The organism is Proteiniclasticum aestuarii (assembly GCF_017368455.1).
GTDB lineage: Bacteria > Bacillota > Clostridia > Clostridiales > Clostridiaceae > Proteiniclasticum > Proteiniclasticum aestuarii.
Genome location: NZ_JAFNJU010000001.1, coordinates 115,299 through 139,149, shown reverse-complemented (window position 1 = coordinate 139,149; position 23,851 = coordinate 115,299). Strand labels below are relative to the sequence as shown.

27 protein-coding genes are annotated in these 23,851 nt (G+C 45.6%); 24 read left to right on the top strand and 3 right to left on the bottom strand.

Annotation, left to right across the window (positions count from 1 at the left end):
* Positions 1–27: 27 nt before the first annotated feature.
* A complete protein-coding gene (locus J3A84_RS00690; RefSeq protein WP_207598075.1) occupies positions 28–531 on the bottom strand; it encodes a GNAT family N-acetyltransferase in 504 nt (167 codons plus the stop codon).
* Positions 532–639: 108 nt separating this feature from the next.
* Here J3A84_RS00690 and J3A84_RS00685 point away from each other — a divergent pair, with 108 nt between their 5' ends.
* The 6 genes from J3A84_RS00685 to J3A84_RS00660 all read left to right on the top strand — a co-directional run bounded on the left by J3A84_RS00685 (position 640) and on the right by J3A84_RS00660 (position 7,715).
* Positions 640–1,791 (top strand): exonuclease SbcCD subunit D, encoded by a 1,152-nt coding sequence (locus J3A84_RS00685; RefSeq protein ID WP_207598074.1) that lies wholly within the window; start codon positions 640–642, stop codon positions 1,789–1,791.
* Complete coding sequence (locus J3A84_RS00680; protein ID WP_207598073.1) at positions 1,788–4,820, top strand: AAA family ATPase; 3,033 nt, start codon at positions 1,788–1,790, stop codon at positions 4,818–4,820. The genes J3A84_RS00685 and J3A84_RS00680 overlap by 4 nt, the downstream gene beginning before the upstream one ends.
* On the top strand, positions 4,820–5,167 hold the full coding sequence (locus tag J3A84_RS00675; RefSeq protein ID WP_207598072.1) for a Spx/MgsR family RNA polymerase-binding regulatory protein: 348 nt from the start codon (positions 4,820–4,822) through the stop codon (positions 5,165–5,167). Before J3A84_RS00680 ends, J3A84_RS00675 begins: the two co-directional genes overlap by 1 nt.
* Positions 5,168–5,472: 305 nt before the next feature.
* Positions 5,473–6,207, top strand: a complete 735-nt coding sequence (locus J3A84_RS00670; protein ID WP_207598071.1) for a DUF3784 domain-containing protein — start codon at positions 5,473–5,475, stop codon at positions 6,205–6,207.
* 37 nt (positions 6,208–6,244) lie between these two features.
* A complete protein-coding gene (locus J3A84_RS00665) occupies positions 6,245–7,330 on the top strand; it encodes a M42 family metallopeptidase (protein ID WP_207598070.1) in 1,086 nt (361 codons plus the stop codon).
* Positions 7,331–7,343: 13 nt separating this feature from the next.
* Positions 7,344–7,715, top strand: a complete 372-nt coding sequence (locus tag J3A84_RS00660; RefSeq protein WP_207598069.1) for an SdpI family protein — start codon at positions 7,344–7,346, stop codon at positions 7,713–7,715.
* Positions 7,716–7,804: 89 nt separating this feature from the next.
* Here J3A84_RS00660 and J3A84_RS00655 read toward each other — a convergent pair whose 3' ends face one another.
* Together J3A84_RS00655 and J3A84_RS00650 are read right to left on the bottom strand one after the other, a co-directional pair.
* On the bottom strand, positions 7,805–8,851 hold the full coding sequence (locus J3A84_RS00655) for a PTS sugar transporter subunit IIC (RefSeq protein WP_207598068.1): 1,047 nt from the start codon (positions 8,849–8,851) through the stop codon (positions 7,805–7,807).
* A gap of 17 nt (positions 8,852–8,868) precedes the next feature.
* Positions 8,869–10,557 (bottom strand): NFACT RNA binding domain-containing protein, encoded by a 1,689-nt coding sequence (locus J3A84_RS00650; protein WP_207598067.1) that lies wholly within the window; start codon positions 10,555–10,557, stop codon positions 8,869–8,871.
* A 156-nt stretch (positions 10,558–10,713) separates the two neighbouring features.
* Between J3A84_RS00650 and J3A84_RS00645 the strand changes: the two genes are divergently transcribed.
* From J3A84_RS00645 to J3A84_RS00560, 18 genes are all read left to right on the top strand, one after another.
* The gene (locus tag J3A84_RS00645; protein ID WP_207598066.1) at positions 10,714–11,556 is read left to right on the top strand and encodes an ATPase, T2SS/T4P/T4SS family; all 843 of its coding nucleotides are present in this window, start codon (positions 10,714–10,716) and stop codon (positions 11,554–11,556) included.
* Positions 11,522–12,526 (top strand): type II secretion system F family protein, encoded by a 1,005-nt coding sequence (locus J3A84_RS00640; protein ID WP_207598065.1) that lies wholly within the window; start codon positions 11,522–11,524, stop codon positions 12,524–12,526. The genes J3A84_RS00645 and J3A84_RS00640 overlap by 35 nt, the downstream gene beginning before the upstream one ends.
* Positions 12,513–12,956, top strand: a complete 444-nt coding sequence (locus tag J3A84_RS00635; protein ID WP_207598064.1) for a hypothetical protein — start codon at positions 12,513–12,515, stop codon at positions 12,954–12,956. The genes J3A84_RS00640 and J3A84_RS00635 overlap by 14 nt, the downstream gene beginning before the upstream one ends.
* A 27-nt stretch (positions 12,957–12,983) precedes the next feature.
* Positions 12,984–13,343, top strand: coding sequence for a hypothetical protein (locus J3A84_RS00630; protein WP_207598063.1), 360 nt, complete (start codon positions 12,984–12,986; stop codon positions 13,341–13,343).
* A 13-nt stretch (positions 13,344–13,356) separates the two neighbouring features.
* Positions 13,357–13,764 carry a hypothetical protein gene (locus tag J3A84_RS00625; RefSeq protein ID WP_207598062.1) on the top strand — a complete coding sequence of 136 codons (408 nt, stop codon included), beginning with the start codon at positions 13,357–13,359 and terminating at the stop codon, positions 13,762–13,764.
* Complete coding sequence (locus J3A84_RS00620) at positions 13,754–14,146, top strand: hypothetical protein (protein ID WP_207598061.1); 393 nt, start codon at positions 13,754–13,756, stop codon at positions 14,144–14,146. The genes J3A84_RS00625 and J3A84_RS00620 overlap by 11 nt, the downstream gene beginning before the upstream one ends.
* 3 nt (positions 14,147–14,149) lie before the next feature.
* Positions 14,150–14,680, top strand: a complete 531-nt coding sequence (locus tag J3A84_RS00615) for a shikimate kinase (RefSeq protein ID WP_207598060.1) — start codon at positions 14,150–14,152, stop codon at positions 14,678–14,680.
* Between the two features lie 188 nt (positions 14,681–14,868).
* Complete coding sequence (efp, locus tag J3A84_RS00610; RefSeq protein ID WP_207598059.1) at positions 14,869–15,426, top strand: elongation factor P; 558 nt, start codon at positions 14,869–14,871, stop codon at positions 15,424–15,426.
* A gap of 332 nt (positions 15,427–15,758) precedes the next feature.
* Positions 15,759–16,811 (top strand): C4-dicarboxylate TRAP transporter substrate-binding protein, encoded by a 1,053-nt coding sequence (dctP, locus tag J3A84_RS00605; RefSeq protein ID WP_207598058.1) that lies wholly within the window; start codon positions 15,759–15,761, stop codon positions 16,809–16,811.
* 124 nt (positions 16,812–16,935) lie between these two features.
* Positions 16,936–17,460, top strand: coding sequence for a TRAP transporter small permease (locus tag J3A84_RS00600; RefSeq protein WP_207598057.1), 525 nt, complete (start codon positions 16,936–16,938; stop codon positions 17,458–17,460).
* Complete coding sequence (locus tag J3A84_RS00595) at positions 17,460–18,746, top strand: TRAP transporter large permease (protein WP_207598056.1); 1,287 nt, start codon at positions 17,460–17,462, stop codon at positions 18,744–18,746. The genes J3A84_RS00600 and J3A84_RS00595 overlap by 1 nt, the downstream gene beginning before the upstream one ends.
* 18 nt (positions 18,747–18,764) lie before the next feature.
* The gene (locus tag J3A84_RS00590; protein ID WP_207598055.1) at positions 18,765–19,556 is read left to right on the top strand and encodes an HAD-IIA family hydrolase; all 792 of its coding nucleotides are present in this window, start codon (positions 18,765–18,767) and stop codon (positions 19,554–19,556) included.
* A gap of 185 nt (positions 19,557–19,741) precedes the next feature.
* Positions 19,742–20,122: an Asp23/Gls24 family envelope stress response protein gene (locus tag J3A84_RS00585; protein WP_207598054.1), complete on the top strand. Its 381-nt coding sequence runs from the start codon at positions 19,742–19,744 to the stop codon at positions 20,120–20,122.
* 73 nt (positions 20,123–20,195) lie between these two features.
* Positions 20,196–20,693 carry a transcription antitermination factor NusB gene (gene nusB / locus J3A84_RS00580; protein ID WP_242693913.1) on the top strand — a complete coding sequence of 166 codons (498 nt, stop codon included), beginning with the start codon at positions 20,196–20,198 and terminating at the stop codon, positions 20,691–20,693.
* 28 nt (positions 20,694–20,721) lie between these two features.
* A complete protein-coding gene (locus J3A84_RS00575; RefSeq protein WP_207598053.1) occupies positions 20,722–21,570 on the top strand; it encodes a bifunctional 5,10-methylenetetrahydrofolate dehydrogenase/5,10-methenyltetrahydrofolate cyclohydrolase in 849 nt (282 codons plus the stop codon).
* Positions 21,571–21,590: 20 nt separating this feature from the next.
* On the top strand, positions 21,591–22,808 hold the full coding sequence (xseA, locus tag J3A84_RS00570; protein WP_207598052.1) for an exodeoxyribonuclease VII large subunit: 1,218 nt from the start codon (positions 21,591–21,593) through the stop codon (positions 22,806–22,808).
* Positions 22,783–22,989, top strand: a complete 207-nt coding sequence (xseB, locus tag J3A84_RS00565) for an exodeoxyribonuclease VII small subunit (protein ID WP_207598051.1) — start codon at positions 22,783–22,785, stop codon at positions 22,987–22,989. The genes xseA and xseB overlap by 26 nt, the downstream gene beginning before the upstream one ends.
* A complete protein-coding gene (locus tag J3A84_RS00560; protein ID WP_207598050.1) occupies positions 22,990–23,850 on the top strand; it encodes a polyprenyl synthetase family protein in 861 nt (286 codons plus the stop codon).
* Position 23,851: the final 1 nt, after the last annotated feature.

Below are 23,851 nucleotides of genomic sequence, written 5' to 3'. Positions count from 1 at the left end.
TCAATCTGGCACCTTTTGATAGATTCATTAGTCAATATTTATTTCTGTCACTGTTGTCAGGGGGACTTCAGAAAACCCCAAGGACTCAAATAATCTTACAGCACTGCTGTTTTCAACGGTCACATAGAGATAGAGTGAGTGATAGCCCAGCTGATAGAGTGTTTGAGCCGATTTCAGGATCAGCAGCGTGGCATAGCCGAGTCGCTGCTCCTTTTTTCTCGTGAAGGTATACGTGATGGTGGGTTCTCCGCGATAAAGACAGACAAGAACACCTGCTTTGACCAGATTCTCTTCCATGAGAAGAAATGAGGCTTCGTCCATGAGTGGACCATAGGAGCCTTTATAGACGCGTTTCAGCTCGTCCAGTGTCTGTTCCAGATCTTCTCCTTCGTAATCGATGGTATCCCGGTAGGCATCAAGTATGGCTTCTGCCATGGCGTACAGATGCTTTTTTTCTGCTGGGACAAAGGTGATCGGGAAATCTCTCTTATCATCACTTAACCTGAGACTCATACGGATTCTCTTTGGCATGATATACACCCCCTAGGAATATTCTACTACATTTTGACTTGTATTGCGTTGTATTGTCAAAATATTTCAGCTAAACTTTAAGGTAGGAAATGAAAGGAGCATCAGAGAATGAAAATTCTTCATGTAGCAGACTTACACATAGGAAGATATTTCAATGGCATGTCTCTTCTGGAGGACCAGAAGAGAATGCTGAAAGAGATTATAGAGGTGATTAGAAAGGAAGAGCCGGATGTGGTCGTCATAGCCGGCGATATTTATGACCGGTCCATCCCAAGAGAGGATGCAGTGAAAGTCAATGATGAGTTTCTCACAGAACTTGTCAAGCAAGGGAAAAGAAATATTCTCATCACAGGCAATCACGATTCCCATGAGCGTGTGGGGTTTTTGAGTTCTCTCCTGGAAGATAAGGGACTCACGGTGGAGAACAATGTGAAGCGGCCTCTGCGCTGCATCACGCTGAAAGATGAGTTCGGACCGGTGGAGTTCTACCTGTTCCCCTATCGGGATACAGCGAATCTGAAGACCATCTACGAGCTTGAAAGCTTCAGAGACGATACCCTGGTCTATGAACGCATCTTCAAGGAAAGCGTGAAAAAGAATGCCAACCGAAAAGTGCTTGTCTATCACGGTTTTGTGGCAGGTACAGGCCGAGAGGATGTGGCTGAGAGTGAATCTGAACGAATCCTGTCTGTGGGCGGGCATGATTTCATCAGAACCACGGTTTTCGAACCATTCCATTATGTTGCGCTGGGCCATCTTCACAAACCCCAGTGGGTGGTGGAAGGAAAGATCAGATATTCGGGTTCTCCCATGAAATACTCGTTTTCTGAAGAAAACCATAAGAAAAGCATCACAATCATTGAACTGGATGAAGAAGGGAAGGCTGATTTGAAGGAGATTCCGCTGCATCCTGTGAAGGATGTGGTGACTCTGGAAGGGTCCTTCAATGAAATCATGAATATGGATTATACGGGGAATCCTGAGGATTACATCCGGGTGATTCTGAAGGACAAGGAAGAGATTCTGGAGCCCATGATGAGGCTTCGCGCAAAATTCCCGAATATTCTGGAACTGCAGAGGGCACGTGACCAGAAGGAGATTCTCAATGAATATGCGGATTACAGCATCATTCAGAAGAAAGACATGACGAAACTCTTCAAGGATTTCTACAAGCTGAAGAACGACAGGGAAATTGAGGAGACGAATCTTGAAATCATCCGTGAACTGGTGGAAGAGCTGGAAGGGGGGACCATAGTATGAAACCATTGGATCTGAACATGAAGTCCTTTCTCGGATTCAAGGAAAGCACCCATGTGGATTTCAGACCCTTGTATGAAGATAAGATTTTTCTGGTGACAGGACCTACAGGTGCAGGAAAGACATCCATTTTCGATGCGATCTGCTATGCGCTCTATGGAGAAGGCAGCGGTTCCACCAGAACCAGAGCGAAATGCTTCAGAAGCCAGCTGGCAGAGGAGAAAGAGGACATGGAGGTTTCGCTTTCCTTTGAAGTCAGAGGAGAGCTGTATCATGTAAGAAGAGTGGAAACACCCAAAGGTGTCAATAAAGCATATTTCTACAGAGAAAGCGATCCGGAAAAGATGCTGGTGAAGATCAAGGAAGTCAATCAGGAAATTGAGGAAATCATCGGTCTCAATCTGGACCAGTTCAAGAAAATCGTCATGATTCCGCAGGGAGAGTTCAGGGAATTTCTCACTGCCGGCACAAAGGACAAATCTGAAATTCTGAAGAAACTGTTTTCCACAGAGCAGTATGAAAGACTGCAGTGGCGGATCAAAGAGAAGTTCGATGAAACCAGAAACGTGGACAAGGTTCTGGTTCTGAAGTTTGATGAAATACTCAAAGAAGCCGGGATGGAAGGAAAGGATATCGAGATGGGGCCGGATGCGCTTCTGGAGAGTCTTCAGGCGGCTGAAGAAGAGATAGTGAATCTGGAGAAGGAAATCAAGGGATTTGACAAGAAGTGCAGAGAGATTGAAAAAGAGATTGCTGAAGCGGAAAAAAACAATCAGGACTTAGCGGTGTTTCAGAAAGCCTTCGAGGAGTATACAAGGTATAGAAATCTGAAAAGGGTCTATGAAGAAAAAGACAGAGAACTGAAGCTTCTGAGAAAAATATCGGCCATAACCCATACGGAAAAACAGCTTGCGGATAAAGAGGCTGACATCAGAAAACTGCAGTCAGAGCTTAAGAACCTGGGTGAGGACCGGAAAAAGGTCAGCGGTTACATGGAGCGATGCAGAAAGAAGCTGCAAAGCGCCACGGAGGAAGTCAAGGTACTGGATGACAAGAAGACAGAGAAAACCAGGCTGGAGAATCTTCTGACCCGGTCAAAGAGACTCGGAGAAGCATACGTGAGTCTGAATGAGCTGAAACGAAGCGGGCAGGAGATTGATCGGAAGCTGGATTATCTCAGAAAGAAAGAGAATGAACTCAAAGCATACAGAGAAGAGGAGCAGGAGCTGTCCAGAGCGCTTCATGATGCGAAAATGAAGCAAGTGGAACTGAAGCTGAGTCTTCAGGAATCCAATGCGAGGCTCAAAGCCCTGGTCACTTTATTCAACAAAGCGCAGAAAAGAGATGAGATTGAATCGAATATCCGGCTTCTGAGAAAAGAAGAAGAGAACATTCAGCGCAACATTGAAGTGGCTTCCAATGCCTATGATCACGAACTGGCAAAACGGAATGAGAACTATGCATATATTCTGCGGTCCCAGCTTCACGAGCATGAACCCTGTCCGGTATGCGGTTCCTACGAGCATCCGTCCGTAGTGAAAGAGGTCAGAAGCTATGATGAGGATCTGCTCAGCACGCTGGAAGAAAAGCTGAAAAAACTGGAGAAGTCCCTTCAGGAGAAAAAGTCCGATATCCGAAATGGAATCCGTCACTTTGAGGATCTTGCAGAGGAAATCATTCTTCTTGGAGATGAAAGTCAGATCAGCATCTTCAAAGTGGATGATCTGAGGATTGTCGGAGGGGACGAGAAGGAAAAATATCGAAGGCTCGAAAACAAGCTGGCTGAATCCATGAATGCCGTCAACAAGTTCACGACGAAACTTGATGGGGTAGAAGCCCGTAGCGAACTCTGCAGGAAAGAACTGGAAGTGATGGAAGATGTGATGAAGGAGCATGATGAGAACAGTGCCAAGCTTCACGATATAAAGGGTGAAATCAGATCCCTTGAAGCGGATGGGGTACCGAAAGAATCCATAGGAATTCTCCATCAGATCAGGGAAGCGCAGCGAATCATTGATGATATCAGCAGCAGACTGGAAGAAGCGAAAAAGCATTTCGAAGAATGCCAGAATCAGGAGCAGCATCTTAGTGGCCGGGAAACTGCCATGAATCAGACGCTCATTTCTTCCCTTGAGGCTGCAAAGTCTCTGAAGGATGAGTTTTTCACCAGCCTTCTGAAAGCGGATGTGACTAGAGAAGTCTATGAGATGAACAAGCATAACGTACCGGAAATGGATTCTATTGAAGCAGATATCACTTCGTTCTTTAAAGGGTATAACGCTGTAAAAGGAGTATACGAGAATCTGCGCGAACATGGGGAGCCATTGCGTTTTATGGAGATTGAACCGCTGAAGACCAGGCTTCTGGAGTGCGGAAAAGAGTTCGACGAGAAAAAAAGTCTCCATAAGGTCAAAGGGATTCTTGTCTATAACCTGAAGCGTTCTCATATGAGGCTTCAGGAAATCCATGAAAGTTATCTCTCCAACCAGAAGAAGCTTACAGTTCTTCAGGACCTGTATGATACGGCGAATTTAGGGATGGGATTTGAAACATTCGTCCAATCCTACTACTTCGAAGGCATTCTCTTAAGAGCCAATGAAAGACTCAGAAAAATGTCAGAAGGACGCTACAAGCTCAAAAGAAGAGATGAAACGGAAAACAGACGAGAGAAAATCGGACTTGGCCTGGATGTGTTTGATGAGTATACTGGAAGAGAACGAGATGTGCAGTCCTTATCCGGTGGAGAAAGCTTCAAGGCATCCCTTTCCCTTGCACTGGGTTTATCGGACTTCATTGAGAGTCACAAGGGCAGCGTGAATCTGGAGACCATATTCATCGATGAAGGCTTCGGTTCTCTGGACCAGGATTCCCTGGACAATGCACTGGAGAGTCTCATGGAGCTGAATGTTTCTGGGCGAATCGTGGGAATCATCTCCCATGTGACAGAGCTGAAGGATCGTATACCTGGAAGAATCGAAGTGAAATCCATTCCTGGAAAAGGAAGCAGCATAAAAGTGAACGGAGGAATATAATGCAGATTGTATGTTACCGAAAATGCGGAACCTGTATCAAAGCGAAGAAATTTCTCATGGCGCATAATCTGGAATTCGATTACAGAGAGATCACGGAAGAGACCTTGAGCTATGAGGAGCTGAAAAGCATTCACGAAAAGAGTGGCCTGCCCATCAAAAGGATGCTCAATACCAGTGGAACGGTCTACAGAGACCTGGAAATGAAGGAGAAGGTGAAGAGCTATTCTGATGATGAGATTCTCAGACTGCTCTCCATGCATCCGATGCTGGTGAAGAGACCGGTTCTCCTAAAGGATGACCTGGTACTTGTGGGCTTCAAGGAAGAGGAATGGAACCAGCTCCTATAGAAAAGCTATCAAGAATGGCAAGGAGGATGAAATGCCGAGAAACAGAAAAGAGAAGAATGCACTATACTGGAAGATTGGGGTAGTATCCATCGTTTTATCGATCATATTCTTTGTGATTGCAGCGCTCCTGCCCTGAATCTCCAAAAGGCAGCATCAATGACGTGAAGAATCTGCGGACCGGAGAAAGAAAGACTCTCTGGTCCGCTTTTTCATTAGGGATGTGTAGATTCATATCTTCTGAAGGTGTATTATAATACTATAGATATGATTGAATGCGCGTATTAGAGAGGAAGGAGGTATCTTTTGTGTTTTATATCCTATTTGGTGGAATCATGCTGATTCTGGGTCTTCTGGTCCATAAGGCGAAACTGTATTTTCTCATTTCGGGATACAATACCTATTCCCGAGAAAAACAGGAGAATGTGGATGTGGAGTCCACAGCAAAACTCATCGGGTACTACGGCTATGCCAACGCAGGTGTTTTCTTTGCGGCTGGTGCTCTGGACATTCTGGGAGTGAAGATCGGGATGATTCCGCCCATCGTCGTCATGATGGTCTCCACCCTGATTCTGCTCTGGAAAATTCAGAAATACGATGGTAATGTGTATGATGATAATGGGCAGATGAAAAAAGGCAGTAAAATACAGTTTCTGATCGTGATTCTGATTCTTGGAGGCACCTTTCTGTTTGTGGGATTCATGATGTTTGCTTCCTCCAGAGACATCAGTGTGCGCATCGATGACCAGGGAATTGATATTGAGGGGATGTATGGGGAAGCCTACGATTGGTCCGCCATGGAGGAGCTTACACTGCTTTCGGATCTGCCGGACATCACTTTACGAACCAACGGATCTGCCATCGGCTCCAAGCTGAGAGGCCATTTCAGAATGGATGAGTTTGGAGCCGTGAAGCTGTTTATGGATGCATCCGTGCCACCTTATATCTATTTCGAAATGAATGGAAAATCCGTGATCTTCAATTTAGGAGACAGGGTGAAGACGGAAGAATTCTATGAAAAGATGATGAAAATGAAGCCATAGAGAAAACAATGTGAAGCGGAGGAAAGGGGAAAAAGAAATGACAGATATCAAAATGATGGAGCGTCTATCCAATGCATTCGGTCCGGGTGGATTCGAGGAGGATGTGGTGAGGGTAATCAAGGAGTACACTGAAGACTTCAGGATATCCATGGATGCCATGAACAATGTCTACATCAGCCTGAAAGGGAACACGGGGAACCGTCCTGTGATCATGCTGGATGCACACCTGGATGAGGTGGGCTTCATGGTGCAGACCATAGATGCCAAAGGGCTTTTAAGCATTGTTCCGCTGGGAGGGTGGATCACCACAAATATATCCGCGCACAGTATGATCATCAAGAACAGAAAAGGGGAATACGTCAAGGGGATTGTGGTCTCGAAGCCCCCGCACTTCATGACGGCGGAAGAAAAGGATAGCGGCAAAATCCATATGGAAAATCTCAGAATTGACGTAGGATGCACCAGTCGTGAGGAAGTGGTGGAACTCTTTGGCATAGAGACGGGTGATCCTGTGGTGCCTGATGTGACTTTTCATCATAACGACAGAAATCATGTGATTTCGGGGAAAGCCTTTGATAATCGGATCGGTTGTCTTGCGGTCATTGAAACGCTGAAGAAGCTGAAGGACATGAATCTGCCTTATGATGTGGTAGGCGCACTGGCAGCCCAGGAAGAAGTGGGGACAAGAGGGGCGCAGGTCACAACCCAGGTGGTGAAGCCTGACTTGGCGATCGTCTTCGAAGGGTCTCCAGCTGACGACATGTATTATGATGAATATACTGCTCAGGGCGCACTGAAGAAAGGGGTACAGATCCGGCATATGGACCAGAGCTATGTAAGCCATGCGGGATTCATCCATCTGGCCCAGAAGACTGCAAAGGAAAAGAAGATCCCGTATCAGAGTGCCGTAAGAAGAGGTGGAGGAACCAATGCCGGGAAAATTCATCTTGGGCATGAAGCGGTGCCGGTGCTTGTCCTTGGCATTCCTTCCAGATATGTCCATACCCATTATTCCTATGCAGCTCTTGAGGATGTGGATTCGGCTGTTTCTCTGGCAGTGGAAACGCTTCGGGCCATGGACCAGGAGGCAATGGATACACTGCTGAAGAAAAATTTCCTGTAGGGGGGAAGAGCAGATGGTTCTATTTTCACTATCCATGACACTGATGCTTACAGCAACAATGATTCTCTTCGGATTGCTTTTTCTGAAGAAACCTCCTAAAGAAATCAATGGCCTTTTCGGCTACAGGACGCGAATGTCGAGTATCAATGACGAAACCTGGTATTTTGCACACCAGTATGCAGGTGCAGTATGGATCCGAACGGGAGTCGCTGTATTGGCCGCTTCTCTTCTAGTGATATGGTTTCTGAAAAGTAGCAAGAAATTTGAATCCTACATGCTGATTCTCTTCTATCTGCAGATGGCTTCTCTTCTGATGGTGATTCCTCTAACGGAAAAAGCGCTGAGAAAGACATTTGACAGGGATGGACAGCTTCGACAGAGATAACAGCAATGCATTAACAGATGGAATGTATGACCGAAATGAAAATAGGCCTGATGCACTATACCAGAAGTGCATCAGGCCTTTCGTATTATTTAGAGTTTCATGTCTCCGAACCTGATGTAGCCTTTCTTCCTCATGATTTCAGAAATGATGAGGGTCAGAATTGCAGGCAGGATCACGTGCATGAGGATGATGAGCAGGATCGTTTCCGTGGAGGAGCCCATGACGCTGACAGCGTCGAATTGACCTACAAGTCCGGATGTACCCATTCCGGCCCCGAGCTTGGAGCCTTCCATTTTGAATACGGCACTGGCGACAGGTCCAAGAATGGCAGATGCCAGAGTGGGTGGAATCCATATCTTCGGATTTTTTATGATATTGGAGATCTGAAGCATGGAGGTTCCAATGCCCTGGGAAACAAGTCCGCTGAATCCGTTTTCCCGGAAGGAAGCCACTGCGAATCCGACCATCTGTGTAGCACAACCCACGGTGGATGCGCCTGCAGCAATACCGGAAAGCCCCAGGGATACGGACAGTGCAGCTGAGCTTATGGGCAGAGTCAGCACCATGCCCATGGTGGTGGAGACAATGATGCCCATGGGAATCGGCTGAAGCTCCGTTGCTCTATTGATGAGGCTGCCTAAAAATGTCATGAAGGCTGCGATGAAGGGAGCGATGTAGTAGCCTACAAGGCCACCTGCCACAATTGCAGCCAGGGGAAGCAGAACAATCTCGATTTTGGTCTTCCCGCTCAGAAACTTTGTCAGTTCCGCAGATACCAGGGATGCGATGAGGGCACCCACAGGTTCACCGATTCGTGCCACCATGGCTCCATCCACGGAGGTGAATGTACCGGCGCCGATGGCCCCGACGATAACGGATGCGAAGATGCCCAGCGGGGGTGCACCAACGCTGTAGGCCACTGCAGCACCGATGGCAGGTCCCATGAGAGACTGCGCCATGCTGCCGAAAAGAATCAGTACCTCAATGTCAAGCAGCGTACCCAGCTGTTTGATGATCAGGCCGATGAGAAGAGACGCAAAAAGTCCCTGCGCCATACCGTTAAGCACCTTGACCGCATAGTTTGTTATTTTTTTTCGTTCCGGGTTTCTGTTTTTCTTTGTGTTTTCCTTCGTCATGTCTTTACTCCTCTTACCTATTCTTGTCTAGGAATTCTAGGAGCCTCCGGATCCACATACAAGGTTTTATTTGTTGAATAGATCACCATACCAGGCTTTGCACCATTGGGTTTTTTGACATGTTTCACCAGGGTATAGTCAACAGGGACCTTGGTGGATTTGGAGGCTTTGCTGAAATAAGCAGCAAGATTTGCCGCCTCCAATAATGTTTCATCATTAAAATGATCACTTCTGATTATGACATGGGAACCTGGGATGTCTTTGGTATGGAGCCATGTATCGTGTCTGCTTGCGAATTTTGTGGTGAGGTAATCGTTCTGGGTATTGTTTTTACCTACGTAGATATCGATGCCCTCTGTGGATGTAAAGTGCAGGGGCTTGGAAGCTATGTCCTTTTTCGTGCCCGTCTTTCGGAATCTGAGATATCCTGCCACCATGAGCTCTTTCCGGATCTCCTGAATTTCGTTTTCGTTCTCCAGATTTTCCAGAGAAAGCAGAATGGAAGTAAGATAGTCTTCCTCTTCCAGAGCAAGGATTTTCTGCCCCTTGGCCATGACCTCTGCACGCTTTTTCTTGTTGTATTTGTTGTAATACATTTCGATATTCTGGCTGATGGATTTAGAAGGATTGAGCCTGATTTCGATGTCTTCACCGGTGTAATAGTTCAGAAGTGTCGCTTTCTCCATACCGTCTTTCAGAGCGTACACGTTTGCCGAGAGGATTTCTCCTCTCAATTTGAACTTCTCCTTATCCATGGAATCTTCGATGGACTTATCAAGGACTTCAATCTTCTTTCTCACACGCTGCAGATTATTGTTCAGGATCTTCTGCAGGTCAGAGGTCTTTGATTTGATTCTATCTTTCGCATCTTTTTCGTGAACAAAAGTTTCCAGAGCCAGGGATGGAGAATCGAATTCCAGATACGTTTCCTTGAAGGGGTAACTGGTCACGTCTTCAAAACCTTTTTCACTGGTCAGAATATAGAACTTTTCGCTTTCTGCGAGTTTCTTCAGAATTTCTCTTGAGAAAGCAAGCGGTTCTTCATCCTGATGAATGCTGTGGATAAAATGGGAAGTCCTTCTGGACACCCCTGCAAATACAGTGCTGTAGAAGTCTTCGGTGAAATCGTGTGTCGCTCTGGCCTGATGAAATTCTTCATCGGAAAAGTGAAGCGGATCCAGCTTGTTGCTTTTAGGTGGAGCGATATAGGATTTTCCCGGAAGCAGAGAACGATAGGAGTTTTTCAATGAGGAGACATGCTTGATGCAGTCCACTATGGTTCCTTCCTGATCTCTGACTAGAATGATGTTCGAATGTTTTCCCATCATTTCGATGGAAAGGGTAAATGCCTGGTCGTAACCGAATTCGTCGTAGCCCACAAAATGCAGGTTTATGAGTCGGTCACCATCTACCTGGTTGATCTCGATTAATTTTGATCCTACGAGATGTTTCCTTAATACCATGAGAAATAAAGGAGCTTGCATGGGATTTTCTTTTGGAAGATCTGTGAAGTGAATTCGGGCATAGGAGCTGTTTGAAGTAAGCAGGAGTTTTCTGTTCCCGCTGACCCCTCTCATACTTAAAATGATCGTATCATTCTCCGGCTGAGAAATCTTGTTGACCTTAGCCCCTGTGAGATCTTCTTTGAGTTCGCTGGTGATGTTTGTGAAAAATATTCCATCTAATGCCATCTTCTTTTTTCTCACGGATCACATCCGTGTTTCCTCCTTGTTGTCCTTCCTTGCATGATTGATCTGCAATCAATATTAATTATAACTTATTTTTGCCCATCTCACCAAATAATGTATAAGCAAATCTGCAGCAGGCATAATACTGGTAGGAAAGGGGCAGAGGAAATGAATTTGGAAGAGATTATAACGGAGGGAATGGAAATGGATGCCTCGGATATCCATTTCATCCCCGGGGAAAGATGTGCAAGAATGCTCATGAGAAAGAAGGGGGAGCTGGAATGCTACGGCGATCTGGAGAATCACCACTATCAGATTCTCCTTCAGAAGGCCAAAGCCATGGCCCAGATGAATATATCCGAAAAAAGGATGCCTCAGGACGGGATACTGAAAGTGAACGGTCTCTCCATCAGAGTCAGCACACTTCGATCTCTGAAGGGGGAATCTCTGGTGCTTCGTCTTTTCACAAGAGAGCTCATTGCGCTGGAAAAGCTTGGCCTGCGTCCGGAGATTTCTGAATCGCTGATCTCTCATGTCAGAAGTCAGATGGGGATTCACCTCATATCCGGCGAGACGGGCATGGGGAAAAGCACCACCATGTATGCGCTGATGATGAAGCTGAGAGATCTGAATCAGAAAATCATATCGATAGAAGATCCGGTGGAAAGAGAGGTGGATGGAATCATCCAGAGTCAGATCAATGGGGTCTCGGGATTCGACTATGAAAAAGCAATATTTGCGGCCCTGAGACAGGATCCGGATTACATCTGCATCGGTGAAATCCGAAACAAAGAAACAGCCAGCGCACTCATAAGAGCAGCGCTTACGGGACACAAAGTCATTTCGACGATCCATGCGAAGCGCTATGACAGTGTGCGTCAGAGAATGACTGATTTCGGTATCAGCAGGGAATATATGGATCTGACATTGTCTCTAGTGATGAATCAAAGACTGCGTAATACAGAAGGAGGAAAAGTAGTAGATGCGACACTCGATATTTCTGAAGATTTCGGATAGAGTCCGTTCCATACTAAGCAGAAGAAGGGAATTTGACAGTGAGCACTTCTTTCAGGAAAAGGGGAGCTATCTTGTGAACGGCATCGGTCTGTCAGAAGCGCTTCTTTTATCGGAACATTATTGGGACATGAAACTGAGAGAACTCATTCTGTCCGGGATGCGCTTGTCTGAGGCGATGAAATCGCTGAATGTGTTCTCCGGTCGAGAAATCAGCCTCATCAGGCTTGCGGAAGAGACAGGAAACCTGGCAGGCGCATTCGAGTCCATCCATGTTTCCCTGAGAGAGCAGAGAGAGCTCAGCAGCAGAATCAGGACCGTCATGATCTATCCGATGATGCTTTTAGGCACAGCCTACCTGTTTCTTGTCTGCACCATCTATTTTATCGTTCCGCCCCTGTCTGAGATGCTGCAGGAACTTGGAGCGGAGAATGATCTGCTCCGTATGATCCACTCTCTTTCGGCATATGTTCCCATTCAAGGTGTTCTCCTGTCTTCAGTTCTCCTGGGGTTCTATCTGATAAGAATCCTGAAGCATAGAGATAAGATCTTCCAGCTCGTTCTGGGGACGAGAACCGCCCGCTACAAGGAAATGATGTTCATAGAAGAGCTATCATTACTGTCGAAAGGAGGATTGGATCTTGTGGAAAGTCTTCAGGTGCTTCTGGAAGAGGGATATCCATATGAGGAGCTCCTGAAAGAAATACAAAGCGGAACAGGTCTTGCAGAATCCTTCCGAAAAAGCAGGTTTTCACCCGGACTGGTGCGTTATCTTATCATGGCTGAAGAGACAGGGAATTACACGGAAGCTTTTGCATCGTTTGTTTCTCTTCAGAAACTCTATTTCAGAGATTATCTGAAGAGAAAAACGGCTTTGATGGAACCTCTGGCCATTGCCGCAATGGGCATGCTGGTATTTTTCGTTGCTTACCTCGTCATGATTCCAATGCTGGATGCGTATGAGGGTCTGTAGAGGCACTCTGCTTCTTGAAATGATGGTTGCTGTATTTCTCATGGGTGTTCTGCTTCTGATGTCCGCATCCCACGCACCGGTATCATACAAAAGCACTTCAGAGGAAACGCCGGTGATTCTTCTGGGGCTTCTGAATGAGGAGTTAAGGGGAGCTGCGGAGAAGATGAGTTTCAATCAAATCAAGGTGGATGATGAAACGCTGATCCATATGAACCACAGACTGGCAGTGACCAAAAGAAGCTATATCGACGAAGAGGTGAGGATTCTCTATGACTCAGTTTACAATCCCAGATTCAGAGCCAGCACGAGCTTTAATTACGAGATCAATGGGAAAGCTCCTCGAGGGAAGATCTATTTCTACAGAGCAGGGAGACTGGAATCTTTCATCACCATTCAGGTGGGTACACTGACAATGGATATTCGCAAATGAAGAACTGACAAATCGGGAGGGATGGGATTGCTCGGCAATAATCTGAAAAGGAAAGGATTCATGAATATGTTTTTCACAGGAGCATTGATGGTTGTCATGCTCTGTTTCCTTGTGCTGACGGAAGAAGCGGCGGATATGAGGTACAGAAGTGGCGAGCTGGAAGAAATGCTTCAGTTTGATTATCGTGTTGAAGCATATTATCTGCTTCTTGAGACGGGTTCGCTGACGCTGACCAGTGAAAGAGGCTATGGAAGCTTCACGGAATATTTCATTATGGATACATATGATGAGAAGCGCTATATCGAAATCACGGACCGGGAGGATCATATTCTCATTATGGGGTATTTCGAAGGTAGAGAAAGAGGACATTATGAAATATGGCACTAGGAGTGGAAGGTTCATGATGGAGATGATGTTCTATATTGTACTCTCGGTTTTTCTCATGGGTGCATTTACAAGGCTTTATAGTGGAATTATAGTCGATTATAAAGAAAACATCACTTTTCTCAAGCATACGGATTATGCCTACCGGGCATTTGAAGTAATGAAAGTGGATTTTTATACGCATACGGAAGCGTTCGCCCTGAATGCGGATGAACTTCAGATCCGGAAAAGCGATTATATTACAGGAAATGAGATTATCTTGAAGCAGCGGGACCGGCGGCTTGTGTATCAGTTCGGGACCACCATTCAGGTGCTCTGCCATGATGTGGAGGATGTGAATATGAGAATCTTTGGTGAAGTTCTTATGATTGAACTGGTGTTTTCAGATGTGACCTATGAAAGGAGCTTTAAAATTGGGAAGTAGAAAAGGAAGCATCCTCTATGCTATGATGGTCCTTGTGCTGTGCAGCATGATACTGGTCAGGAACTACAGACTGCTTAGAAGTCACGTCTACATTGAAAAGGGGATCTATTCCATGGATGTCAGAGTGCATGCATTTGTGACGGAACTGGAGGATATGGAAACATATCTTTCCTCTACCTATGGATCCGCGGAAGGACTGATGGCGTACCTGATGACTGGGAGAAAGATCCTCTATAAAGACTTCACTCTTTCCTATGATTCCAGTTATAATGGAGATGACCTGTATATGATATCTGTGCTGGATCGAAGGATAAACTACTACAGGTCGGTGATGGTAACAGAGGATGAAGTTCAGATCCGGCTGATCAATAAAGGGGTGTAGAGAATGAAGAATATTTTTATCATAGGCATGCCCGGGAGTGGGAAAAGCACCCTAGGAAGAAGTGTGGCTGAAGCGCTTCACATGGATTTTCTGGATACGGATATGAAAATCAGTGAAAATGAAGGTTTGACTCCGGAGGAGATCATCATGATTCATGGAGAAGAGAAGCTGCGGGCAATCGAACATGCGCTTCTTTTGTGTCTTCTGGAGAAGGAGAACCTCTTCATATCCACCGGGGGAGGATTCCCTGTTCATCACGACAACATGACAATCATGAAGGAGAGAGCTATCACACTGTATATCAAGTATCCTGCTGAAGTTCTCTGGGAACGATTGGAGAAGGATCGTGTAAGACCACTGTCGAATAGTTTACCTTCACTCACTCAGCTTCTAGAGGAAAGATCTGAAGTATACGAAAAAGCGGATATCACAGTAATCGGTGAAGAAGAGGCAGGCGCAAATCTCCGTAATGTGATCCGTGCTATAAAGGATTATCTTGGAGATGAAACTCATGGAGCTCATGGAACACGATGATGCGATGCCAATCAATATTTATTGCCAAACTCTGGTCAATCTGGTAAAATATCATTGGTTAATTACGGGAAACTTTAATTTATGATGGCAGAAGGAAATCCTTTTATGAAACCCCCAACCTTCTGTTTTAAAACCGCTGGAGCATATCCGGCGTATACTATTTATTGGGGAAATTTGGAGGTATAAAAATGATTTCAGCAAGTGATTTAAGAAAAGGAACAACATTTGAGCACGAAGGCAATGTATATGTAGTACTTGATTTTCTGCATGTAAAACCTGGTAAGGGTGCTGCATTTGTAAGAACAAAGCTTAGAAATGTAATCATGGGTGGCACTACAGAAACCACATTCAACCCTACCACAAAACTGATGGAAGCTGTCATAGAAAGAAAGGAAATGCAGTATCTGTACAATGATGGTGAGCTCTACTACTTCATGGACCAGGAAACCTTTGAGCAGATTCCCCTGAATTACGAAAAAGTGGAAGAGGCCATCAAGTTCCTGAAGGAAAACAACTTTGCAGTGATCAAATTCTACAAAGGAGAGGCATTCTCTGTGGAAGCGCCGAACTTCGTGGAACTTCAAGTCACCGAAACAGAACCTGGTGTCAAAGGAAATACGGCGACAAATGCACTGAAGCCTGCTACAGTGGAAACAGGTGCAGTGGTCATGGTTCCGTTCTTCATCAATGAAGGAGACTCCATAAGAGTGGACACGCGTACCGGCGACTACATGGAAAGAGTATAATAAAAGAGCAGAATAAAGGGAATCTGGGTCATCCAGATTCCCTTTAAAACTATATGAAAGCAATTTCTGAAATGCCCGTATGGGTTGAATATGAATCCTATTCGAATAGGGTAAAGAGACAAAGACTGTGCTTCATGAAAACAATTGCATTTAAACCTTTACAAGAAAATAACATTGTGTTAACATTAATTAGCTAGAAAAAATACAGAGATTATGTTAATGAGCGCTAAGCGTATCATTCTCTAAGATATGGCTACAGCTGCCCATTCAAGATATGTCTCTGCATTTTTATTTGCGAAAAAATATTAATATATTTTGAAGGGGGACACTTCATGAAAAAAATCGCAATGTTGCTCGCAACAGTGTTAATGGCGACTTCCATCGTAGCATGTGGAAGCAAGGAACCAGCTGAGACACCAGGAGCCGAAACACCAGGAGCTGAAACTCCTGCAGCAACGGAAACCAAGGAAATCACCATCAGCACAAAGTTCGTTGATGACGAACAGACAGCAATCTCACTGAAAAAGGTTGTGGAGGCTGTAAACGAGAGAAGTAACGGTTCACTGGAACTGAAGCTTTTCACAGGCGGAACTCTGCCAATCGGTAAAGATGGCATGGAACAGATCGTCAAGGGGTCCGACTGGATACTGGTTGACGGTGTAAACTTCCTGGGAGACTATGTACCAGATTACAATGCCATCACAGGACCCTTCCTGTATACCACATTTGATGAATATCTGGCAATGACCAAGACTCCACTTGTGGAAGAGCTCAATGCCAAGATTGAAGAAGACCATGGTGTAAAGGTCATGTCACTGGACTGGGTATTCGGATTCAGAAGCATGATGACGAAGAAGCCCATCAAGACTCCAGAAGATATGAAGGGACTCAACATACGTGTTCCTACGAGTCAGCTGTACACCTACACCATCGAAGCCATGGGCGGAAACCCCGTTTCCATGCCATATCCTGACACTTATGCTGCAATCCAGCAGGGCGTCATCGACGGTGTAGAAGGATCCATCATGACTTACTACGGCACACAGCAGTATGAGAATGTCAAGGAATACTCTCTGACAAACCATCTTCTAGGTGTTTCTGCTGTAGTCATCTCTGATGATCTGTGGGCTGAACTGACCGAAGAGCAGCAGACAATCCTTTCTGAAGAATTCGAAAAGGGCATGCAGGATAATCTGGCTGAAACCATCAAGGCAGAAGACGAATTTGCTGATCTTCTGAAGGCTGAAGGCGTAAGCTTCCATGAAGTGGATGCAGAAGCGTTCCTGAAGGCTGCAGAGCCTGTATATACCAAGTTTGATAACTGGACACCTGGAATCTACGAGAGAATTCTTGAAGAACTTGAAAAGATCAAGGCTGCACAGTAATATTTAATCTGATTGACAATAGCATTCTCTTTCGTTGAAGGAGAATGCTATTGAAGATTATACTGACTTTTATTTGAAAAATCTGAACAAAAGAAATTTTGTTTTCGAGAAAGAGGAGGACGAGATGAAAGATAAATGGAAAAAGTTGTTTGTAAACTTTGAACTGTATATCGGTGCAATGTTTCTCACGGTAACCACAGTACTGGTTGTTGTGAATGTGTTCACCAGATATTTCCTGAACTTTACCTATCACTGGTCTGAAGAAATAGCCGTAGGTGCCTTCGTCTGGGTTATTTTTCTGGGCTTTGCCAATGCATACAAGACAAAAGGTCTGATCGGTGTAGAGGTACTCACCAATCTGGTGCCCGATAAGCATCAGCCACTGGTTGTGATGCTGACTTCCGGTGTTGTCACATTTCTTTCAGGAGGAATGTTTTATCTGAGCTATCTTTATTTTAGAAATTCCACTAAGATCACTGCCGCGCTGGAGTTTTCTTATAAATATATTTATATTGCAATTGTTATTTCCTTTGCACTGATCACCATCTATTCCATCTACTTTTTTGTTCAGAGTATCAGAAAGGTATTCCTGAAGAAGGACGTAAGTCTTGAGATCGGTGCGCCAGAAGATCAGGGGGTGGATGATTAATGGAGTCTTTATTACCGGTACTGGTCCTGTTTATTCTGTTCTTCATGAACATTCCCGTAGCCTTCGCGCTGATGGGATCTTCCTTGTTCTATTTCATGTTCATCAACAATTCCATGCCCATGGAAATGGTCATACAGCAGTTTGTCACTTCTGTGGAATCCTTCCCGTATCTAGCGGTTCCTTTCTTCATTATGGTGGGATCCGTCATGAATCACTCGGGAATTTCCGGAGCACTCATGGATTTTGCAGATGTGCTGGTCGGTCACACCAAGGGTGGACTCGCTCAGGTTAATGTACTGTTAAGTGCGCTCATGGGTGGTATCTCAGGTTCCGCCAATGCGGATGCTGCCATGCAGTCCAAGATTCTGGTACCTGAAATGGTGAAGAAAGGTTTCTCGAAGCCTTTTTCAGCAGCGATCACCGCTGCTTCATCTGCCATCAGTCCGGTCATACCACCCGGAACCAATCTGATTCTATATGCGCTGATCGCCAACGTGGCGGTGGGAGATATGTTCCTGGCGGCCTATATGCCAGGTATTCTCATGGCCATCATGCTTATGATTACGGTGCACATCATTGCGCTGAAGAGAAACTACACACCATCCAGAGAACGTATTGCCAATGTGGGAGAAATCTTCAGGCAGTTCCTGAAGTCCATCTGGGCCCTTTTCATTCCCTTCGGAATCATCATGGGTATGCGTTTTGGTGTGTTCACACCCACTGAGGCTGGAGCGGTAGCCGTTGTCTTCTCCGTCATCGTAGGATTCTTCGTCTACAAGGAGCTGAAGCCTAAGCATCTGCCTATGATCTTCATGGATACAGTGAAGGGTACTGGTGCGGTCATGTCCATCATCGCCAGCGCCAAGGTCTTCGGATATTACCTGACACTGGAACAGATTCCGCAGATCATTACGGAATTCCTGATGAACATGACAGACAGCCCGATTGTGCTGCTTCTTGTCATCAATGCACTGCTGCTCTTCATCGGCATGTTCCTGGAAGGGGGAGCTGCACTGGTTATTCTCGCACCACTTCTCGTGCCTGCGGTTGTATCCTTCGGCATCGACCCGCTTCATTTCGGTATGATCTTCATCGTGAATATCATGATCGGCGGCCTGACGCCACCGTTCGGCTCCATGATGTTTACGGTCTGCTCCATCGTCAATGTCAAGCTGGAAGATTTCATCAAGGAAGTTTGGCCGTTCATTGTGGCCCTTCTGGTGGTACTGCTGCTTGTAACTTACTCTGAAGGAATTGCTCTGTTCACATTCAATCTCTTCAGTTGACCGTAAAGGAGTATCGTTTTGAGTATTTTAAAAGAAAAAGATACGTTTCTTCTGGATATGGATGGAACCATATTTCTAGGAAATGAACTGATCGAGGGAGCCCTTGATTTTCTCGACACATTGAAGAAGAATGGAAAAAGATATATTTTTCTCACCAACAATTCATCAAAAAACAAGCTCATCTATGTGGAGAAGCTCAGAAAACTTGGCATTGATGCCGCTGCAGAAGAGATCTTCACATCAGGAGAAGCAACCACAAGGTATCTGAAGCGCAATCATGAAGGGGCCCGAATCTATCTCCTGGGCACACCTGCGCTGGAAGACGAGTTTGAAAGAGAGGGGTTCCAGCTTGTAAAGAAGCGTGGAGAAGAAGTGGACTTTGTAGTGCTGGGGTTTGATACTACACTGACTTATGAAAAGATCTGGGGAGCCTGTGAGTATATCGCTTCTGGTGTGGAATACATCGCCACTCATCCCGACTTCAACTGTCCGCTTCCCAATGATGCCTTCATGCCCGATGCAGGCGCCATGGCTGCCATGATAGAAGCTTCAACGGGTAAAAAACCGAAAGTCATCGGGAAACCGAACAAGGAAGTTGTGGAAAGCATCGCCTACAAGTATGGCCTGGACAAGACTGGAATGGCCATGGTGGGAGACCGCCTGTATACCGACATCCAGACAGGTATCAATGCAGGCATCACATCGGTACTGGTCTTCTCCGGTGAAACGAAGGAAAGGGACTATGAGGATAGTTCCATTCAGGCGGATTTCGCATTCTCATCTGTAAAGCAGATGATTCAAGAGGTTTAAAGAATAAAGAAGTCTTCTTCCTATCTGGAGGGAGACTCTTTTATTTGAACCGGAGTTTGAAAGGGTCAAACCGCATCTTAATTATCCTTGAAGATAGAGTGGTTATTTGGCTATTCAATTGCTTATAAAAGGCCAATTTGGTATAATTATTCCAAATAGACCTACTGTATCGAGGAGGATAAGGAATGAGTGAGAATATGAATAAAACCCAAGGTCATGGAGTGGTCAAGATATCTGAGGATGTAGTTGGTGTAATTGCAGGAATCGCCGCCAGCGAAATTCAGGGTATCCAGGGCCTTCATCCTACACTGACCGGAGGAATTACTCAGGTGGTTACAGGAAAGAGGAATGTGACCAAAGGGGTAAAGGTGACTGTGGGAGAACATGACGCCATCATAGATATGGTTGTAAGCATTGAATACGGCTTTAAGATACCGGAGGTTGTACAGAAGGCGCAGGTGAACGTGAAGGAAACAGTGGAGACCATCACGGGACTGAAAGTCTCTGCGGTGAATGTCTATGTGAACAACATCTATGTGAAGGACAAAGAGACAAAGGAAAAGTAAGACCGAACCCTCTGATGCAGAGGGTTTTTTACAGTGGTTTTCTGCAAATCTAGAATACAAGGAGGGGGCAGGGATGCCCTTAAGAATTATGAGAAAAAGAACAAGAGAAATAGCAATGGAACTTTTATATCAGAGCACGATGAATCACAAGACGCCTGAAGAGCTGATGGATGATTATTTTGAAGATAATCAGGATGATCTGCGGGAAGATACGGATATGGATTATCTGGAAGATGTCCTGACGGGAGTGGAGTCACATAAGGAACAGATTGACAGAATCATCGAGAAGTATCTTGTTAAGTGGAAACTTCCAAGACTTTCTAAAATCAATCTGAGTATTCTGAGGCTTGCGACCTATGAGATCCTCTTCATAGAGAACATACCCAACAATGTATCCATTTTTGAAGCCGTGGACATGACAAAGAAATATTCAGATGACACATCCGGCTCCTTTGTCAACGGCGTTCTGGATAAAATCGCCCATATGGAGACCAGAAACTCCATGGAATCTGTGCCGGAAAATGAGAACATGGAAGAATCGGAAACAGAAGAAGAGCTGGACGAGAAGTAGTCGCACTGAAATGCAGAGGAGGAGAATCATGTCAGAAATCATCAATGTATCAGCCATCGCGAAAGTGGAAAAAGAGAAAATCAGAAAACGCATAGAATCCTTTAGAAGCAATGGGAAGGCAACGCCGACGCTGGCCACTGTGCTTGTTGGAGAAGACCCTGGATCCGTATACTATATGGATATGCAGAAAAAGGTTCTGGAATCCTTGGGAGGAACGATGCTGAAACTCACACTGACGGAAGATGTGAGTGAACAAGAGCTGCTTTCCACCATCGGGGATCTGAATAATGATGATAAGGTGCATGGCATCATGATCCTGTTCCCCCTGCCGAAGCATATCGATGAACACAAAGTTGCGATGAAAATCAGCCCATCCAAAGATATTGATGGAGTCAACCCCATGAATATCGGTCTGCTGGCTTCCACATCAGGAGGGATTGCGCCATGCACGCCATCCAGCGTTGTGGAGATCCTCAAAGACACCTTAGGTGAGCTGAAAGGAAAGCATGCGGTGATCATAGGCCGAAGCAATATTGTCGGGAAGCCTCTGATACAGCTTCTGCTGAGAGAGCATATGACCGTTACCGTCTGCCATTCCAGAACCAGGGATCTCAAAGAAGTGGCGCGATCCGGTGAAGTCCTCATATCGGCCATGGGAAGGCCGAAAATGATTACGGAGGAATACGTTGGAGATGGCGCTGTCGTCATTGACGTGGGTACTTCCGAACTGGATGGGAAGATTACGGGGGACTGCGACCTGGAAAGTGTCATGAAGAAAGCATCCCTGGTGACAAAAGTGCCAGGTGGAGTAGGTACCCTTACCACTACGATCCTTATGCGAACCCTTGTGGATCTCTACGAAAAAAGTGAATCATAAACCTGAAACGGAGGTCAGAGATGAAACTTAAAACCATGAGTGTTACGGACCTCAACGTCTATATCAAGAGAAATTTCGATCACGACTTTATCCTGAACAATCTGACAGTCATGGGTGAAATCTCCAACTTCAAAGCCCATTCTTCAGGTCACCTGTATTTTTCGCTGAAAGACGAGAGTGCGAAAGTGAACTGTGTGATGTTTCGAAGTGAGGCTTCTGGACTGAAAATCAGTCCCAAAGACGGAATGAAAGTTCTTGTGAAGGGCAGAGTCAGTGTCTATACAAAAGAAGGCAGCTATCAGCTCTATGCTTCCTTGATGGAAGAAGTGGGTCTTGGAGAAATCTATCAGGAATTTGAACGAAACAAGGAAAAGCTCCAGAAAGAGGGGCTTTTTCGTGATGAGATAAAAAAAGCACTTCCGGCAATTCCCGAAAAGGTTGCTGTCATCACCTCATCCACAGGAGCGGCCATCCAGGACATCATCAATGTGACCAGGAGAAGAAACAAGGGGGTATCCCTGATCATCTACCCTACGCTGGTGCAGGGTGAGGAGGCGCGCGGCTCTCTCACGGAAGCCATCCGGAAGGTGAATCAGAGAAAGGACATTGATGTGATCATTCTTTCGAGAGGTGGCGGATCCTATGAGGACCTCTCCTGCTTCAATGATCTGGATCTTGCCTACGCCATAAGAAAATCGAAAATCCCGGTGGTCACAGGCATCGGTCACGAAGTGGATTTCACCATCGCAGACTTTGTGGCGGATCTTCGATGCGCAACACCTTCTCAGGCGGCTGAGGTCGTGATTCCATCCATGGAGGAAATGACAAGAGCTGTAAAGGAAAGCATTCAGAGACTGGAAAGCGCTTATGAGATGAAGATCAGACTGGAGAAGATGCGAATCGGAAATCAGTTTCAGTCCTTGTCCAAGAACCATCCCAGAATCCTCATCGCCAACGGATATCTTGAAATCGATAAAAAAAGGAATCAATTAAATGGTATAATTATCCAGAAGCTATCCAGAGTGAAGGAAAGGCTTTCATCCAGATATAGTCTGATCAGAGCACACAATCCACTGAATATTCTGGAAAAGGGCTATGCGCTGATTTATGATGAGAAAAATCATCTGGTGAAGGAAGTAAAGACTCTGGACCATCTCAGTCAGGTGAAGATCAGGTTGAAAGATGGAGAACGGATATTGGAGGTAAACAGAAATGGTGAAGAAAAAGCTGACTTATAAGGAACTTACGGAGAAGCTTGATGATATTATAGAGAACCTGGAGTCCGGGGAACTGTCTGTGGAAGAATCCATGGAAAAGTATGAGGAAGGTGTGAAAATCACGAAAGAGCTTTTAGCCATTCTCAATAAGGCGGAAGAAAAAGTGAAGATCATGCGGGACCAGGATGAAATGGAGTTTTAGATGATAAGTAGAAATAAAGCGATAATTGATGATCTCATACTGAATTATTTCAGGAGTCTGCCGGAAAACAAACTGACGGAGTCCATGGCCTACAGCATGAATCTGGGTGGAAAGAGGCTGCGGCCATCCCTTGTGCTTCTTTCCAGCAGACTATTCGGGGGTGAGGAAAAGGAAGTGTATCCTATGGCGCTGGCCATGGAGATGATCCATACCTATTCTCTGATTCATGACGATCTTCCAGCCATGGACGATGATGATCTGAGGAGGGGAAAGCCTACAAATCATAAGGTGTTCGGAGAAGCGAGCGCCATACTGGCAGGGGATGCGCTTCTCAACGAAGCCTTCACGATCCTTCTGGCAAACTATGGGGTGAAAAGCAGAGAAGGTGCTGAAGCAGCCCTTTTCATTTCACGTGCGGCCGGAAGAGAAGGCATGATATTAGGCCAGGTTCATGATCTGGAGAATGAGAAGAAACGAGCGACCCTGGAGGAACTGGTGGAGTGCCACAACAAAAAGACCGGCGAGCTTATCGCTGCATCGCTCACGGCACCTGCGATCCTATATAGAGCTGAAAAGGATGAAGTGGATAAGATCCATACCTTCGGGATTCAGCTGGGCCTCGCCTTTCAGATTCAGGATGATATTCTGGACAGGACTTCCACAAAAGAAGTGCTCGGAAAGAGTATCGGCAAAGACGGAGCGTCTGGAAAGAGCACCTATGTGGAGCTCTTCGGCATTGAGAAAAGCAGAGAAATGGCCAGAGAGGTGACAGATTCCTGCCTGGAAATCCTGTCCACCCTGGACAGAGATACAAGAGAGCTGGCTGAACTGACAAGCCTGCTTCTAAATCGGACCTATTAGG

Bases quoted from the DNA above. Each gene is read 5' to 3' on its own strand.
- J3A84_RS00655 (WP_207598068.1), bottom strand. From the start codon at position 8,851: ATGACGAAGGAAAACACAAAGAAAAACAGAAACCCGGAACGAAAAAAA.
- J3A84_RS00560 (WP_207598050.1), top strand. From the start codon at position 22,990: ATGATAAGTAGAAATAAAGCGATAATTGATGATCTCATACTGAATTAT.
- xseA (WP_207598052.1), top strand. From the start codon at position 21,591: ATGAAACTTAAAACCATGAGTGTTACGGACCTCAACGTCTATATCAAG.
- J3A84_RS00640 (WP_207598065.1), top strand. From the start codon at position 11,522: ATGCGACACTCGATATTTCTGAAGATTTCGGATAGAGTCCGTTCCATA.
- J3A84_RS00575 (WP_207598053.1), top strand. From the start codon at position 20,722: ATGTCAGAAATCATCAATGTATCAGCCATCGCGAAAGTGGAAAAAGAG.
- J3A84_RS00675 (WP_207598072.1), top strand. From the start codon at position 4,820: ATGCAGATTGTATGTTACCGAAAATGCGGAACCTGTATCAAAGCGAAG.
- J3A84_RS00690 (WP_207598075.1), bottom strand. From the start codon at position 531: ATGCCAAAGAGAATCCGTATGAGTCTCAGGTTAAGTGATGATAAGAGA.
- J3A84_RS00685 (WP_207598074.1), top strand. From the start codon at position 640: ATGAAAATTCTTCATGTAGCAGACTTACACATAGGAAGATATTTCAAT.
- efp (WP_207598059.1), top strand. From the start codon at position 14,869: ATGATTTCAGCAAGTGATTTAAGAAAAGGAACAACATTTGAGCACGAA.
- J3A84_RS00625 (WP_207598062.1), top strand. From the start codon at position 13,357: ATGATGGAGATGATGTTCTATATTGTACTCTCGGTTTTTCTCATGGGT.
- J3A84_RS00635 (WP_207598064.1), top strand. From the start codon at position 12,513: ATGAGGGTCTGTAGAGGCACTCTGCTTCTTGAAATGATGGTTGCTGTA.
- J3A84_RS00595 (WP_207598056.1), top strand. From the start codon at position 17,460: ATGGAGTCTTTATTACCGGTACTGGTCCTGTTTATTCTGTTCTTCATG.
- J3A84_RS00600 (WP_207598057.1), top strand. From the start codon at position 16,936: ATGAAAGATAAATGGAAAAAGTTGTTTGTAAACTTTGAACTGTATATC.
- dctP (WP_207598058.1), top strand. From the start codon at position 15,759: ATGAAAAAAATCGCAATGTTGCTCGCAACAGTGTTAATGGCGACTTCC.
- nusB (WP_242693913.1), top strand. From the start codon at position 20,196: ATGCCCTTAAGAATTATGAGAAAAAGAACAAGAGAAATAGCAATGGAA.
- J3A84_RS00660 (WP_207598069.1), top strand. From the start codon at position 7,344: ATGGTTCTATTTTCACTATCCATGACACTGATGCTTACAGCAACAATG.
- J3A84_RS00615 (WP_207598060.1), top strand. From the start codon at position 14,150: ATGAAGAATATTTTTATCATAGGCATGCCCGGGAGTGGGAAAAGCACC.
- J3A84_RS00585 (WP_207598054.1), top strand. From the start codon at position 19,742: ATGAGTGAGAATATGAATAAAACCCAAGGTCATGGAGTGGTCAAGATA.
- J3A84_RS00665 (WP_207598070.1), top strand. From the start codon at position 6,245: ATGACAGATATCAAAATGATGGAGCGTCTATCCAATGCATTCGGTCCG.
- xseB (WP_207598051.1), top strand. From the start codon at position 22,783: ATGGTGAAGAAAAAGCTGACTTATAAGGAACTTACGGAGAAGCTTGAT.
- J3A84_RS00680 (WP_207598073.1), top strand. From the start codon at position 1,788: ATGAAACCATTGGATCTGAACATGAAGTCCTTTCTCGGATTCAAGGAA.